This is a genomic window from Janthinobacterium sp. NKUCC08_JDC (genome assembly GCF_019345575.1).
Classification (GTDB): Bacteria; Pseudomonadota; Gammaproteobacteria; order Burkholderiales; family Burkholderiaceae_D; genus Janthinobacterium; species Janthinobacterium aestuarii.
This window is the reverse complement of the sequence record NZ_JAHKQW010000003.1, coordinates 363,361-377,759: the sequence shown is the minus strand read 5'-3', so window position 1 is coordinate 377,759 and position 14,399 is coordinate 363,361. Positions and strand designations below refer to the sequence as shown.

Below are 14,399 nucleotides of genomic sequence, written 5' to 3'. Positions count from 1 at the left end.
GAGCATACGTGAGCAACGCGCATACCATCCGCAACCTGACCACCCTGGTCGGCCTGCGCAGCACCGAAGTGGAACGCCTGCAAAGCGAAATGGCGGCGCAGACGGCCGTGCGCGAGCGCTACCAGAAAAACCTGGAGCGCCTGACGGGCCTGTACACGGATAGCGGCCCCAGCGGCGCCCTGCCCCTGGCCCTGTCCGTCAATTGCGGCAACTTCAAGCAAGCCGTCATGCAGATGGCCGACCAGCATCGTACCGACTTGCATTTGCACGAAGCCAACATGGCCGTTTCGCAACGCGCGCTGAATACGGCGTGGGCCAAGCGCGAGGTGCTGGACCAGGTGCTGACACAAAAACAAAAGCATGTTGCAAACGAGCAACAACGTGTCGATGCCAAGCGACAAGACGAACTGGCGACGCAATTCTGGTTCCGCGGACAGGTAAAATGAGTTTGTGTAAGTTTCTTTCAGGAAAACTTCACGAAACGGGAATGGGGGTCGCCTTGTACCGGTATATCCCTTTATTCAGGAGTCTGGCATGGCAAACGTAATTACTGCACCGCAATACGATCCGATCGTCACCGCAAAAAATCTGGCGACCAAGTCGGTAGCGGCGCAACAGGCCGCCCTGGCTGCGCAGACCGCGCTGGCCAGCAATACCTCCAGCGCGCTGGGTAACCTGAAATCGGCCATCTCGGCATTCCAGCTGGCGATGTCGTCCATGACGTCCAGCAAATCCGTGCTGAGCCAGTCCGCCACCTTCAGCAATACCGCGTATGGCACGGGCACGGCCGGCATCAAGGCGGCGCCGGGCAGCTACGCATTCTTTGTGGAACAACTGGCCACGGCCGGCCAGACTTCGTATGGCGGCTTGAGCAACACCATGCCTGCCAACGGCGGCGCCATGACCATCCGCATCGGCGACCCGCTGGCCGCCGTGACCGCCGACAACGCCTTCGACATCGACCTGGCCGCCGCCAACAAGGATGGCGACGCCTATTTGACGCCGCAGGAAATAGCCGCCGCCATCAATGGCAACAGCAAGAATAATGCGCGCGTCACCGCTTCCGTCATCAATATCGGTAACCAGGCGCAACTAGTGCTGACGTCGACGCTCACCGGCGCCGCGAATGCCGTCTCGATCGACACCAGCAGCGTGACGGATTCGGGGCTGCAGACAGCGCTGCAGAGCGACAAGAAAACCCTCGTCGAGCCCAAGGATGCCATCGTCTGGCTGGGCGCCCAAGGCACCGGCACCAAAATCACCCAGGCATCGAATACCTTCACCAACGTGCCCGACGTGAAAATGACGTTCACCAAGGCCATGAGCGCTGGCGAGAGCCCGGTCACCGTGACCGTCGGCACCGATAGCACGGGCACCATCGCCAATGTGCAAGCTTTCGTCGACGCCTACAACAAGCTGAAAAGCGTGATGGATGGCCTGGCCAGTCCCGGCAATCCGGAAAAGAACATCGCCGCCGGCCTCTTTGCCCACGACTCCGGCCTGAACGCCCTGCGCTCGAGCATGGGCGATGCCCTGCGCCTGAGCGTCGATGGTGTATCGCTGGTGGCGTATGGCATTACCGCCCAGCGCGACGGCACGATCAGCCTCAATACCGCCAAGCTGACGGCCAAGCTGGCGGACAATCCTGGCGGCCTGGACAAACTGTTCGGCAATAACAGCCTGTCGGCGCCAGCCGGCGTGCTCGGCGGTCTGGACAAGGTGCTGGGACAGTGGAGCAATGTCACCAAAGGCCAGATCACCCAACGCATGGCAGCGACGGACAAGTTGCAGAAAAGCCTGGCCCAGAGCAGCGAGCGCCTGACCAATCAGTACAACACGGCGTACAACCGCTTCCTGGACCAGTTTTCCCGCCTGCAGGTATTGCAAGAGCAAATGACGCGCAATTCCGACATGTTCGATGCCATGTTCGGCAACGACAAATCCTAAGGCGAGCGTGCCTGCAGCACCGCGCCACGTTAACATAGCGAGAAGATAATAATGTTGAACAATGAAGCTTACGGCAGCTACCACGCCGTCAACCTGGATTCCCAGACCGCCCGCGCCACACCGGTCGAGCTGGTACTGGTGCTGACGGACGGCCTGCTGGAAGAACTGGCGCGCGCGCGCGGGCACATCGTGGGCAAGCGCTACGAGCAAAAGGCCATCAGCCTGGACAAGTGCACGCAAATCATCAACGGTTTGTCGAGCTCGCTCGATTTCGACAATGGCGGCGAAGTGGTCGTCAACCTGGCGCGCCTGTACGACTATTGCGTGGCGCGCCTGTACACGGCCGGCATCAAGCTGGACCCTACCCTGATCGACGAAGTGACGACCTTGATGACGACCATCAAGCGCGGCTGGGTGGGCGTCCAGGCCAACAATGCCTAGGCGCGCGGCGCTGCAGCAGCTGAGCCGGCAATTGAGCGCGGCAGTCGCTCAGCCGGACTGGGATGCGATGGAAAAACTCTCGGCCAGCCTGGCGAAAAACATCCCGCTGCTGGCCGAACGTGGCGCATGGAATGCGCTGGAACAAACAGAATTGTTGCATTTGCGCAAAATTCACGCGCAAGCGGTTAAAATTTGCTCTGAGGAAAAAGAACGCCTGGGTCAACACCTGGGTGCATTACAGGCAAATAAGGAAGGTTGGGTCGCCTACGCCGCGCTCGGCGAATACGACTCGGACGGGAATCAAGCATGATCATGAACTTCAACAAGGCACCGGCCGCTCCGGCACCGGCGGCCCCTGCGGCATCCGCACCAGCACCGGCGCCAGCGCCGTCACAAGCCGCTGCCTTGCCTGGCACGCCGGGCTATGCCGCCAATGGCGCCGCCCCTTCCGCCCTGCCCCTGTTTGCGCAGGTGCTCGATGTGACGGGCGGGGAGGCGGCCGACGCCGGCACGCCCGCGCCCGCCAAGGACGGCGATAGCGACAGCCAGACCGACAGCAGCCTGCCAGCCATGGCCGCGCCCGTCATCGGCCTGCCGGTGAGCATGCTGCCGCCGGCGGACGCCGCCGCGGCCGAAGCACGCGCCTACGCGCAGGCGCAAGTACAGACTCAAGCACAGGCACAAGTGCAGGCAAATGTGGCGCAAGCCAACCCTGCGCTCAACATCAGCCTGCATCCGGCGGCGATCACCTTGAACGCGCCGGCAACGGCGCCAGCGCCAGGCCGCGACACGCGCGAGCCGCTGGCCGCCGCCAATCCGGCGGCGCCCGCCAAAGGCAGCGCGCCGGCACAGCCGTTCGAATCGCTGCTGCAGCAAAGCGCTCCGGCCACGGCCGTCGCCGCCCCTGCCGTTGCCGCGCGCGAAGGCGAACGTGGCGCCGCGAATGTGGCGCCAGCCACGCCCAACCTGGGCCTGGCGGGCGCGGTCGGCAATACGGCCACGGCGGCCGCGGCCGGCGACACCATCAAGCTCAACGGCCCAGCCCAGCAATGGCAGGAACCGCTGCGCGAAGCGCTGGGCGAACGCCTGCAGACGCAGATCGGCCGCAACAGCGAACACGCGACGATCCGCCTCGACCCGCCCATGCTGGGACGCATTGAAATTTCCATCCGCCACACGGCCGGCACGCTGCAGGTGAACGTCACGGCATCGAACTCGGAAGTGTTGCGCCAATTGCAAGGCATCGGCGAAAACATGCGCAGCGACCTGGCGCAGCGCCAGTACACCGACGTGGCCGTCAATATCAGCGCCACCCCGCGCAGCCCCGCCGCCCAGGCGTTTGCCGAGGGCGACGCGCGCGGCCAGCGTCAACCGGGCCGCCAGCACGATGATGCCGAGCCGGGCCGCGCCCTGTCCGACGGCAGCACTGCCGCCACCACTTACGCCATGCACGAGCGAGAGAGCGCCTGATGAATATGAAAATGAAACTGATAGCCGGCTTTGTCGGCGTGGCCGTGCTGGCCGCTGGCGCGGCTGGCGGCGCCATGTGGTATCTGGCCAAGCCGGTCGCCGGCCATGCCGATGCCGCCGAAGCGAAAGCCCCGCCGCCGCCGGCCACGGGCAAGAAGGCACGCAAGTTCCTCACGCTCGACAAAGTCATCGTGATGCTGCGCCGCGGCCCAGGCGACGGCGAAACGCATTATCTGTCGGCCGACCTGGTGATCGCCACCACCGAGGAAAAGGAAAAACTGACGAAGGACCATTTGCCGCTGATGCGTTCGATCGCCGTCAGCACCCTGTCGAGCTTTCCGCTGGACAAGGCGCAGACCATGACCGTGGAACAATATGCCGAGCAGATCAACAAGGCCTTCAACGTCAGCTACGAGCGCGAACAAATGGAAAAACCGTTCACCGAAGTCATGGTCGGCAAGCTGATCATTGAATAAGCCAACACGCCAGCCGACCTAGTGGGAGATCCCTTGGCCTATGTAGAGCAATACCAGGAAGCGTACGGCGCCGGCGAATATGCCGCCGCCAGCGCTTGCGCGGCCGTGCTCAGCGTTGCTGAAGAGCAACAACATCTGGTGGCGTACTCCCCTTTGGTCAAACGCATCGTGCGCCAGCTCAATTCGCAGGTGTCGGGCGCCATCGACCGCGACGACATGGAACAGATCGGCCTGATGGGTTTACTCGAAGCCTTGCGCCGCTACGGCGTGCCGGACCAGTCTTTCGGCAGCTATGCCAGCCTGCGCATCCGTGGTGCCATCCTTGACGAACTGCGGCGCCAGGACTGGCGTCCGCGCGCCGTGCGCCAGGAAAGCCACCGCCTGCGCGACAGCGTGCGCGCCCTGACCCGCCGCCTGGGACGCGAGCCGCTGGACGCGGAAATCATGGCCGCCCTGAAGCTGACGCCGGAAGCCTTCCAGGAATACCAGCTGGCGGAAAACGCCGAGCTGATCGCCAGTTTCGACGAAGTGCTGCAAGAAAGCCTGGGACAGGCCGACAGCGCACCAAGCCCGGAAGAGCAATTGATGGTGCGGCGCAGCCTGGAGCAGGCCTTGCGCGCGCTCGACGAACGCGAGCAGCGCGTGATCCAGATGTATTACGAATTCGAACTGAGCTACAAAGAAATAGCCGCCGTCCTGGACCTGAGCGACGCCCGCGTCTGCCAGCTCAACAAGACGGCGCTGGGCAAGATGAAAGCCATGCTGCAAGACGCATAAGTTTCAGCACTATCCATCAAATTGACGCAGCACAATGACGCAGAAAGGCAGTTGACATGGTAATTATCGGTATCTTAATCGTGATGGGGTGTGTATTCGGAGGCTTCGCCCTGATGGGCGGCACCGTCCACGCGATCTGGCAACCGGTCGAGCTGATCATCATCATCGGCGCCGCCGTCGGCGCGCTGGTGCTGGGCAACCCGAAGCATGTACTCGGTGAAATGCTGCACCAGATGCGCAAGATCGTCACGCACAAGAAGCAAGGCTCGGAATTCCAGCGCCAGTTGCTGCTGCTGATGTATGAACTGCTGCAAACGGCCGCCGGCGGCCTGAAGGCGCTCGACGCCCACGTCGAGGCGCCGCGCGAAAGCGCCCTGTTCCAGCGCTACCCGCTGGTGCTGGAAGAGCCGAAACTGCTGGCCTTCATCGTCGACAACTTCCGCTTGATGGCGATGGGCAAGATCAACGCGCATGAACTCGAAGGCGTGCTGGAGCAGGAACTCGAAGCCATCCACGACGAACTGCTGCAACCGTCGAAGTCCTTGCACAAGATCGCCGAAGCCATGCCCGGTTTCGGTATTCTGGCCGCCGTTCTCGGTATCGTGATGGCCATGAATTCCGTGGCCGACGGCGCCGATGCGGCGGAAATTTCGGAAAAAGTGGGTGCCGCCATGGTCGGTACCTTCATCGGTATTTTCTTCTGCTACGGCGTGCTCGATCCGATGTGCAACATGATGAAACAGCTGGTGGGCGAGGAAGGCTCGACCATGGAATGCGTGAAGGTCGTGCTGGTCACGCACGTGGCGGGCAAACCGCCGCTGCTGGCCATCGATGCGGGCCGCCGCCTGGTGCAGCTGAACATCAAGCCGAGCTTCGCCCAGCTGGAAAGCTGGATCAATGCGCTGGAAGATGGCGGCGCCGAACAAGAGCAAGGCCAAGGCCGGGGAGGCCGCCGTGCTAAAGCCGCATGAGAAACATGAACAGGCCATCATCAAGCGTGCGGGACGCAAGCACGACGACGATGGCCATGGCGGCGCCTGGAAAGTAGCGTTCGCCGACTTTTGCCTGGCCCTGCTGTCGCTGTTCCTCGTGCTGTGGCTGATGGCCGCGCGCGAGCAGCAGGCGATGAAGGAAATCATGATGGATGCGTCGGCCAGCAGCCGCCAGGGCGAAGGCCAGGGCGTCATGCCGGAACAGAGCGGCGGTCCGCGCGGCAGCCTGATCGAGCGTTTTCCGATGCCCCGCAAGGGTTCGGGCGACACGCGCACGGAAGGCAAGCAGATGCAGGATGGCAAGGCCGGCGCCGCGCCGCAAAACCAGACCAAGGTCAGCTACCAGTCGCCGGAAGACTTGCTGTCGCTGTCGCGCGCGCTCGACAAGCTCAGCGACGAAGCGGGACTGAAGAGCAACCTGCAGTCGGTGATCACGCCGTACGGCTTGCGCGTCATGCTGCACGATACGGACAAGCAAGGCATGTTCGTGCGCGGCAGCGCCGTGCCGACCGACCGCTTCCGCAAGCTGCTGCGCCAGATGGGCCCCGTGTTTGCGCAAATGGAAAACCAGATGCTGATCGTCGGCCACACGGACTCGATGCAGTACGCCAATACGGGCTATGAAGGCTTTTCGAACTGGACCCTGTCGGCCAACCGCGCCATGTCGGCGCGCGCGCAATTGTTGATCGGCAGCATGAGTCCGGACAGCGTGCTGCAAGTGGTGGGCATGGCCGACCGCGCGCCGCTGGACGTGAAAAATGCCAGCGCCGGCATCAACCGCCGCATCGAACTGTTAATATTGACGCGTGGCCAGGCCGACAGCATCGCCGCCATGTTCGGCATGGCCGGACAAAAGCCGCAAGGCGACGAATTGCAGGTGGGTGAACCGGACTCCGGTACCCTGCAGCGGCTGCGCGAAAAACTGGGCCTGCCCGCAAAGAAAGATCGGGACGAGCATGCAAATTAAGGGCAAGGGACAACGTATGAAAATCTCCTCCGGCAATACCGGTGCTGCCGTGCGCAGCAGCGCCGTCGCGCCTGCCGAGGCGATCGCCGAGAACGCGGGCGCCGCAGGCGCCATGGGCGGCTCGTCGGCCGGGGCGGAACTGCAATCGGCCGTGCTGCAACCGGCCATGGCCGCCCTGCGTGCCATGCCCGAGATCGACCATGAAAGAGTGGCCATGCTGCGCGATGCGCTGGCCAAGGGCGAATTGCCGTTCGATCCATCGAAACTGGCAGGCTTGATCCAGCGTTTCCACGGCGGCGAATCGTGACCGCGCCGCGCAAGGGCATCACGCGCCAGGAAGCCGTGCGCCGCGTACTGCAAGGCATGACGGAGGACCGCGCCGGCTATGCGGCCCTGCAAACCTTATTGGAAGAGCAATTCCAGGCCACCTTGCACCACCAGAGCGCCCGGCTGACGGCGTTGGCCGACCAGGTCATCGCCGCTGTCGAACCGCTCGATGCGCGCCGCCGCCAGCGGGTCAGCCTCGTCACTGCCCTGCTGGGCCCGCAAGGCGATATGGCGCAATTGTTTACGCTGTTGCAACAAGACGCGCGTACGACCGCCCAGCGCGACTGGGCCGCGCTCGAACAGATGGTGCTCGAATGCAAGCGCCTGAATGCCCGCAACAGCGATTTATTAACAGAGCAGTACAGCATCATGCAGCGCGTGCTGCATGGCGAGGAAGATACGTATGCGCCAGGCTGATTTCCTGACCACCCGCGCCACGGCGGCGACGCCATCGACGGCGGCGACAATGGCCGTGCAGAGCAATATGCACGCCACCCCTGCCACGGTGGCCACTGGCAGTTTTGGCAGCGTGTTCAAGCAAGTGCAGGGCGAAGTGGCCCGCTTCATCGAACAGGGCGGCGGCAACGCCACCAGCCTGAGCCCGCAAGGACGCGCCTACCTGGAGCAAAGCCAGCCCGTCAATGTGCTGGGCAGCATCAACCAGGGCGGCGAGATCGGCGAAACGCAGCAGCAATTCCTCGCCTCGATCAAGCCATGGACGCAAGAAACGGGCGCGCGCCTGGGCGTGGCGCCGGAAATCGTCGCCGCCCACGCGGCGCTGGAATCGGGCTGGGGCCAGCGTCCGCTGCGCCAGGGCACGGGCGCGGACACGAATAATCTGTTCGGCATCAAGGCCGGCGGCAAATGGCAGGGCGACGTGGCCAGCAATGTCACCACCGAATACGAGGCGGGCAGCGGTACGGCCCTGAAGAAAACCGAGCGTTTCCGCAGCTACCCGGACCAGGCCAGCGCCTTCCGCGACTATGCGCAAGTGTTGCTCGACAACCCGCGCTACCGCGCCGCCCTGAACACGGGTGCCGACGCGGGCGCCTTCGCGCAAGGCCTGGCGCGCGGCGGCTATGCAACCGATCCCAACTACGCCGCCAAGCTGACACAGCTGGCGACACGCCTGCAGCGCACGGCCGCCGCAGACTGATCTCCTCAACGGCCGGCAATATCGGCCGGTTCCACCACGCCCGCATCGACCACCCTGGCACGTATCACCGTGCCGCTGGTGGCGTTGCGCACGCGGATCACTTCGCCCAGCGCGCCCGGATCCATCGCTTCGCCTGCCATGCTCACTTCCACCTGCTCCTTGCGCGCCACGATGCTGACCGCACTGCCCCGCTTGATCAGCACGGGCGACGCCAGTTGCCCCTGGCGCAGCACTTCGCCGGCACGCAAGCTGCGCCGGCTCGACAGGCCTATCGCGCCCGGCAAGGCAGAAATACTGTCCGGCACCATCGTCACGTCGCGCCGTGCCAACGTCACGTCGCCCGATTGCAACGGCGTATTGGCCGTGACGGGCACGCTGGTGACGGCCACCTGGGCCGTGATACTGCCGCGCGCCAGCATTTCGTAACGCCAACCGTTGCTTCCAGGACACACCGCGATAAAGCGCATGCGCTGCGCCGAGCGGCTATCCGCCGTCTCCAGCGCGACGGGCGCCGCGCACGCGGGCACGGGGCGCGTGCTTTTCACGACGGTCACCTGAAACTGCGGTTCCAGCAGTCCCGCCGTGGCCGCCTGCTGCGCCAATTGCTCACGCGCCAACTGTTCCACACGTGAAAATATATTGTCGGCTGGCAATTCTGCGCGACCTGCACTACTATATAGGCTGGCCAGGAAAAAGATGCCTGGAAGCAGTATTTGACGACATTGCGCCTTGTTCCACATCACGGAATAGTTCTCAAAGTAAATCATTGCTAACCTTAATCAAAGATACTGAAGCGGCATGACCTTACCATGCGTCAACATGACCTGGCTGGGATTTTACCTCTGCACCACCTGTTTTCTGGCCCGAACCGCAAAAAGCACGATCGAATTCAACACAAAGGATGACCATGGGGATTAATTTCAAGGATGCGCTGGGTGTGCACGCCGATGCACTCGCGCTGCGTGCCGACCGTACGCGCGTGCTGGCGGCCAACATCGCCAATGAAAACACGCCCGGCTTCCAGGCCATGGACATGGATTTCGGCAGCGCCCTGCAGCAGTTGCAGGACAACGAGGCCGGCCTGCTGTCGACCGATGACGATGCCAGCGCCCTGTACCGCGTCCCCTACCACCCCAGCCGCGACGGCAATACCGTCGAAATCGGCGTCGAACAGGCGGCGTTCTCGCAGAATGCCACCGACTTCCAGACCAGCCTCACTTTCGTCAACATGAAACTGAAGGGTCTGTCCAAGGCCATTTCCGGACAATAAGGATCAGCATGAGCTTCCAGGATATTTCCAAGATCGCCGGTTCGGCGATGGCGGCGCAAACCGTGCGCCTCAATACCATCGCCAGCAACCTGGCCAATGCCGATTCCGTTGCCGGTTCCGAAGGCGAAACCTACCGCGCGCGCAAACCCGTGTTTGCGGCCGTGATGGATGGCCCCGGCGCCAGCGGTGCCGGCGGAAGAGTACAGGTGCTCGACGTGGTGCAAAGCGACGAGCCGCTGCGCAAGGTGTACGAACCGGGCCACCCGATGGCCAATGCCGACGGCATGGTGTTCTACCCCAACGTCAACCAGGTAGCCGAAATGACCGACATGATGTCGGCCTCGCGCGCCTTTGAAACCAATGTCGAAGTTCTGGGCCGCATCAAATCGATGCAGCAATCGCTCCTCAAATTAGGTGAAGCATAATCCATGGAAACCAATCTCTTTACAAACAATACCAGCGGCAGCGGCAGCAGCAACAATGCCGTCAAGTCGCAAAGCAATGCCACCCAGGATATGTTCACCAAATTGCTGGTCGCCCAGATCAAGAACCAGGATCCCCTCGCACCGACCGACCCGAGCCAGTTCGTCAATCAATTGACGCAGCAGGCGCAGACGGAAGCGATGCAAAACCTGTCGTCGCTGACCAGCGCCAATGCCAGCGTGTTGCAATCGATGCAAGTACTGGCCCTGGGCGCGCAAGTGGGTTCCGAAGTGATGGTCAACAGTGAAACGGTGCAGCTCGACAAGAGCAAGGTCAGCGGCAGCATCGCGCTGGCCGCCAGCACCACCAAGACCACGGTGACCCTGAAAGGGCTGGACGACAAGGAATACAAGATCGAACTGGGCGCCAAGTCGGCCGGTACGGTGCCGTTCAGCATCGATCCCGTGGCCTTGGGCTTGCCTGCCGGCACCTACAGCATGAAGGTCACCACCAGCGGCGCCGAAAAACCGACGGTCGACATCGCAGGCAAGCTTAACAGCGTGCGCCTGTCGTCCGGCGGCAGCATGATACTGAGCGTGTCGAACCTGGGCGAAGTCAACCCTGGCGCGATCACCGGCTTTAACGGCAAGACGGCCTGATCCGCTCGCCCCTTCGTTTCCTGCACACTAATCTCGTCCTTCACTAAAGGAAATCAACATGAGTTTCGACATCGCCCTGTCCGGTATCCAGTCCATCAACCAACAGTTGAACAGCACCAGTAACAATATCGCCAACGCCGGCACCTACGGCTTCAAGAGCAGCCGCGCCAACTTTTCGGCCATGTACGCCGGTTCGCGCGCCACGGGTACGGAAATCGGCTCGATCACGCAAAGCATGTCGCTCAATGGCGGCGTGCTGAACACGGGCCGCGCGCTCGACGCAGCCATCGACGGCCGCGGCTATTTCGTCGCACGCGATGCGCAAAACACCATGAGCTACAGCCGTGTCGGCATCTTCTCGGCCAGCAATGAAGGCAAGCTGATCGATTCGAACGGCCGCCTGGTCCAAGGCTACGCCGCCGTCAAGGGCAGCACCACCCTGGGCACCATGGGTGACATGATCATTCCGACGGGCCAGATTCCCGCCGTGGCGTCGACCAAGCTGGCGTATGCGGCCAACATGTCGTCCGAATGGACCATCAAGGCTGTGCCCTTCAACAAGACCAACGAACTGAGCTACAACAGCGCCAAGACCTCGATCGTCTACGATTCGCTGGGCGCCAAGCACTCGCTGGGCCAGTACTTCGTCAAGACGACAACGGGCGTGGACGTGCACTACACCTTCGACAACGCCGATGTGACACCGGTGACGAGCATGACCTTCGACACGAACGGCAAGCTGGTGACCGGCACGGCCGCCGCGCCAGCGCTGCCGACGCCGGCTGGCGCCGCGGCACTGGCGATCGCCATCGACTACACGGGCACCACCCAGTACGCCGGCGAAGCGACGACCTCGACCGACCGCGCCGACGGCTATTCCTCGGGCACCTACACGGGCGTGGAACTGGCCGATGACGGCTCCGTCGTGGCGAAATACACGAATGGCCAGAAGCAGAGCATCGGCGTGATCGCCTTGGCCACCTTCCCCGACGAAGGCGCGTTGACGGCCGTCAACGATACCAGCTGGGTCGCCTCGACCACGTCCGGCACCCCCATCTATGACCGTCCGGGCGTCGGCATGGCCGGCAAACTGGTAACGAGCTCGCTGGAACAGTCGAACGTCGACATCACCTCCGAACTGGTGGGCCTGATGACGTCGCAGCGTAACTACCAGGCCAACTCGAAGGTCATCTCGACCGAGAACGCCATGCTGCAATCGCTGATGCAAGCGCTGTAATCCACGATACGCAAAGGTAAAGAGCAATGGATGCGCTGATTTATACCGCCATGAGCGGGGCCGACCGTGCCCTGCGGGCACAGCAGGTACACGCCAACAACCTGGCCAATATCGAGACGGGCGGCTTTCGCGCCAACCTGGAAGTGTCCACTGCCCAGCCGCTGCAAAACGGCTATGGCTACGACGACCGTCACATGACGCAGACGCAGTCGAGCGCCATCGGCACGCGCACGGGCGCCATCAAGGAAACCGGGCGCGAGCTCGACGTGGCCGTCACGGGCCCCGGCTTTCTCGCGGTGCAATGGCAAAACGGCGAAGCCTACACGCGCGCCGGCGCCATGGACCTCGATGAAACGGGCGCGCTGACCATCAACGGCCGGCCCGTGCTGGGCGAAGGCGGACCCATCACGATTCCCGAGCACACCAGCCTGTCGATCGGCGGCGATGGCACGATTTCCATCCAGGTGCCGGGCACCGCGCAAATGCAGACCGTCGACAAGCTCAAGCTGGTCAATGCGGAATCGGGCGAGCTGACGAAGAACGAAGCGGGCCTGATCGTGGCGCGCAGCGGCGAAGACTTGCAGGCCGACCCGGCGGTACGCATCCGCGACCGCCACCTGGAAGGCAGCAACGTCTCGGCCGTCGAGGAAATGGTCGCCACCATGAGCCTGAATCGCAGTTTCGAGATGCAGATGAAAATTTTCAAGGCCAGCGACGCGATGACTGAATCCGGCAACCGCCTGCTGGGCGCCTAAGCCCAACGCCAACCAATTACCAGGAGTAAATCATGAATCCAGCAATGTGGATCAGCAAGACCGGCGTGCAGGCACAAGATGCCAAACTGCAAGCCATCGCGAATAACCTGGCCAACGTCAATACCGTTGGTTTCAAGCGCGACCGCGTCGTCTTCGAAGACCTGTTTTACCAGGTCGAGCAGCAGCCGGGCACGCAGCGCGCCGACAATACCCTCTCGCCATCGGGCGTACAGCTGGGTAACGGTACCCACATGGTGGGCACGCAAAAGGTGTTTACCACCGGCAGCCTGCAAACGACGAGCCGCGAATTCGACGTCGCCATCACCGGCAACGGCTTTTTGCAAGTGCTGCGCCCGAACGGCGAAGCGGCCTACACGCGCGCCGGCCAGCTGGGCATCAATGAAAACGGCGTGATGGTCAACGCCCAGGGCTTGCCCCTGGTGCCGCAGATCACCGTGCCGAACAATGCCACGGCGATCACCATCGGCGAAAACGGCATGGTCACGGCCACCGTGCCGGGCAATGTCGCCGGTACCGAACTGGGCCAGTTGAACCTTTCCAGTTTCGTCAACCCGACGGGCCTGCTGGCACTCGGTGAAAACCTGTTCCAGGAAACGGCATCGAGCGGCACGCCGACGGAAGGCCGTCCCGGCGAAGGCGCCCTGGGCAAGCTGAAACAGTTCGCGCTGGAAGGCTCAAACGTGCAGGTGGTCGAAGAGATGGTCGACATGATCGCTGCCCAGCGCACCTATGAAATGAACACCAAGGTGCTGTCGGCCGCCGACAATATGCTGCAATACCTGGCGCAAGCGGCACGCTGATGACAGCCGCCATGAAAGCCACGGCCGCCATGCTGCTGGTGTTGATGGCCGGTTGCGCCAGCCAGCCTATGGCGCCGCTGGCGCCCAGCTTTTCCGATACGCCGCTGCCCGTGGCGCCGCGCAGCGCTGCGCAAGGCGGCGTGAGCGGCGGCGTCTTCAATCCCGACGCGGGCCTGGCCCTGACTTCCGACAGCCGCGCCTTCCGCGTCGGCGACGTCGTCACGGTGGCGCTGCAGGAAACCACGCAGGCCAGCAAGAAGGCCGGCACCTCGTTCAACAAGGGCTCGTCCGTCGGCGTGCAGGCGGCCAACATCCTCGGCAAGACCTTCCCCAAGACGGGCATCGACCTGTCGGCCGACCGCAACTTCGCCGGCGACTCGACCAGCACGCAGCAAAATGCGCTGTCCGGCGCCATCACCGTGATCGTGCAGGAAGTGCTGCCGAACGGCTTGCTGCGCGTGCAAGGCGAGAAAACCCTGACCCTGAACCAGGGCGAGGAATTCGTGCGCCTGCGCGGCTACCTGCGCGCGGCCGATATCGATTCGAACAACCAGGTGTCATCGTTGCGCATCGCCAATGCGCAGATCGCCTATTCCGGCCAGGGCACCCTGGCCGAAGCCAACAAACCAGGCTGGCTGACGCGCTTCTTCGTCGGCCCATGGATGCCGTTTTAAGGTGAGC

20 protein-coding genes are annotated in these 14,399 nt (G+C 63.0%); 19 read left to right on the top strand and 1 reads right to left on the bottom strand.

The window, feature by feature from the left end; all coding sequences use genetic code 11:
* Positions 1–8 precede the first annotated feature (8 nt).
* The 12 genes from KO538_RS11635 to KO538_RS11580 all read left to right on the top strand — a co-directional run bounded on the left by KO538_RS11635 (position 9) and on the right by KO538_RS11580 (position 8,553).
* Positions 9–446, top strand: coding sequence for a flagellar export protein FliJ (locus KO538_RS11635; RefSeq protein WP_051991901.1), 438 nt, complete (start codon positions 9–11; stop codon positions 444–446).
* Between the two features lie 88 nt (positions 447–534).
* Positions 535–1,947, top strand: coding sequence for a flagellar filament capping protein FliD (fliD, locus tag KO538_RS11630; RefSeq protein ID WP_034757833.1), 1,413 nt, complete (start codon positions 535–537; stop codon positions 1,945–1,947).
* A gap of 51 nt (positions 1,948–1,998) precedes the next feature.
* Positions 1,999–2,388 (top strand): flagellar export chaperone FliS, encoded by a 390-nt coding sequence (gene fliS / locus KO538_RS11625; protein WP_034757830.1) that lies wholly within the window; start codon positions 1,999–2,001, stop codon positions 2,386–2,388.
* Between the two features lie 67 nt (positions 2,389–2,455).
* Positions 2,456–2,698, top strand: a complete 243-nt coding sequence (locus KO538_RS11620) for a hypothetical protein (protein WP_235194329.1) — start codon at positions 2,456–2,458, stop codon at positions 2,696–2,698.
* Positions 2,695–3,858 carry a flagellar hook-length control protein FliK gene (locus KO538_RS11615; protein WP_219328386.1) on the top strand — a complete coding sequence of 388 codons (1,164 nt, stop codon included), beginning with the start codon at positions 2,695–2,697 and terminating at the stop codon, positions 3,856–3,858. The genes KO538_RS11620 and KO538_RS11615 overlap by 4 nt, the downstream gene beginning before the upstream one ends.
* Before the next feature lie 11 nt (positions 3,859–3,869).
* Positions 3,870–4,334 carry a flagellar basal body-associated FliL family protein gene (locus KO538_RS11610; protein WP_307788883.1) on the top strand — a complete coding sequence of 155 codons (465 nt, stop codon included), beginning with the start codon at positions 3,870–3,872 and terminating at the stop codon, positions 4,332–4,334.
* 33 nt (positions 4,335–4,367) lie between these two features.
* Positions 4,368–5,111: a FliA/WhiG family RNA polymerase sigma factor gene (locus tag KO538_RS11605; RefSeq protein ID WP_046684903.1), complete on the top strand. Its 744-nt coding sequence runs from the start codon at positions 4,368–4,370 to the stop codon at positions 5,109–5,111.
* A 56-nt stretch (positions 5,112–5,167) separates the two neighbouring features.
* Positions 5,168–6,082, top strand: a complete 915-nt coding sequence (motA, locus tag KO538_RS11600) for a flagellar motor stator protein MotA (protein WP_034757817.1) — start codon at positions 5,168–5,170, stop codon at positions 6,080–6,082.
* On the top strand, positions 6,009–7,070 hold the full coding sequence (locus KO538_RS11595; protein ID WP_051991897.1) for a flagellar motor protein MotB: 1,062 nt from the start codon (positions 6,009–6,011) through the stop codon (positions 7,068–7,070). Before motA ends, KO538_RS11595 begins: the two co-directional genes overlap by 74 nt.
* Positions 7,071–7,086: 16 nt before the next feature.
* On the top strand, positions 7,087–7,377 hold the full coding sequence (gene flgM / locus KO538_RS11590; protein ID WP_034757812.1) for a flagellar biosynthesis anti-sigma factor FlgM: 291 nt from the start codon (positions 7,087–7,089) through the stop codon (positions 7,375–7,377).
* Positions 7,374–7,814: a flagellar export chaperone FlgN gene (gene flgN / locus KO538_RS11585; RefSeq protein ID WP_034757807.1), complete on the top strand. Its 441-nt coding sequence runs from the start codon at positions 7,374–7,376 to the stop codon at positions 7,812–7,814. The genes flgM and flgN overlap by 4 nt, the downstream gene beginning before the upstream one ends.
* A complete protein-coding gene (locus tag KO538_RS11580; RefSeq protein ID WP_072454563.1) occupies positions 7,801–8,553 on the top strand; it encodes a glycoside hydrolase family 73 protein in 753 nt (250 codons plus the stop codon). Before flgN ends, KO538_RS11580 begins: the two co-directional genes overlap by 14 nt.
* Positions 8,554–8,558: 5 nt before the next feature.
* On the opposite strand, the gene flgA is transcribed toward KO538_RS11580, so the two are convergent.
* Entirely contained in the window at positions 8,559–9,179 is a 621-nt protein-coding gene (gene flgA / locus KO538_RS11575; RefSeq protein WP_254671603.1) for a flagellar basal body P-ring formation chaperone FlgA, read from the bottom strand.
* 281 nt (positions 9,180–9,460) lie between these two features.
* Here flgA and flgB point away from each other — a divergent pair, with 281 nt between their 5' ends.
* The 7 genes from flgB to flgH are packed head-to-tail and all read left to right on the top strand — an operon-like array spanning position 9,461 to position 14,392.
* Positions 9,461–9,823, top strand: coding sequence for a flagellar basal body rod protein FlgB (gene flgB / locus KO538_RS11570; protein WP_034758109.1), 363 nt, complete (start codon positions 9,461–9,463; stop codon positions 9,821–9,823).
* A gap of 8 nt (positions 9,824–9,831) precedes the next feature.
* Complete coding sequence (gene flgC, locus KO538_RS11565; RefSeq protein ID WP_034757795.1) at positions 9,832–10,248, top strand: flagellar basal body rod protein FlgC; 417 nt, start codon at positions 9,832–9,834, stop codon at positions 10,246–10,248.
* 3 nt (positions 10,249–10,251) lie between these two features.
* A complete protein-coding gene (locus tag KO538_RS11560; RefSeq protein WP_034757790.1) occupies positions 10,252–10,905 on the top strand; it encodes a flagellar hook capping FlgD N-terminal domain-containing protein in 654 nt (217 codons plus the stop codon).
* Positions 10,906–10,963: 58 nt separating this feature from the next.
* A complete protein-coding gene (locus tag KO538_RS11555) occupies positions 10,964–12,142 on the top strand; it encodes a flagellar hook protein FlgE (protein ID WP_034757786.1) in 1,179 nt (392 codons plus the stop codon).
* Between the two features lie 26 nt (positions 12,143–12,168).
* The gene (locus KO538_RS11550) at positions 12,169–12,897 is read left to right on the top strand and encodes a flagellar basal body rod protein FlgF (RefSeq protein WP_034757782.1); all 729 of its coding nucleotides are present in this window, start codon (positions 12,169–12,171) and stop codon (positions 12,895–12,897) included.
* Positions 12,898–12,929: 32 nt separating this feature from the next.
* Complete coding sequence (flgG, locus tag KO538_RS11545) at positions 12,930–13,718, top strand: flagellar basal-body rod protein FlgG (RefSeq protein WP_167468652.1); 789 nt, start codon at positions 12,930–12,932, stop codon at positions 13,716–13,718.
* Positions 13,719–13,729: 11 nt separating this feature from the next.
* Entirely contained in the window at positions 13,730–14,392 is a 663-nt protein-coding gene (gene flgH / locus KO538_RS11540; protein ID WP_235194328.1) for a flagellar basal body L-ring protein FlgH, read from the top strand.
* The last annotated feature ends 7 nt before the right edge of the window (positions 14,393–14,399 follow it).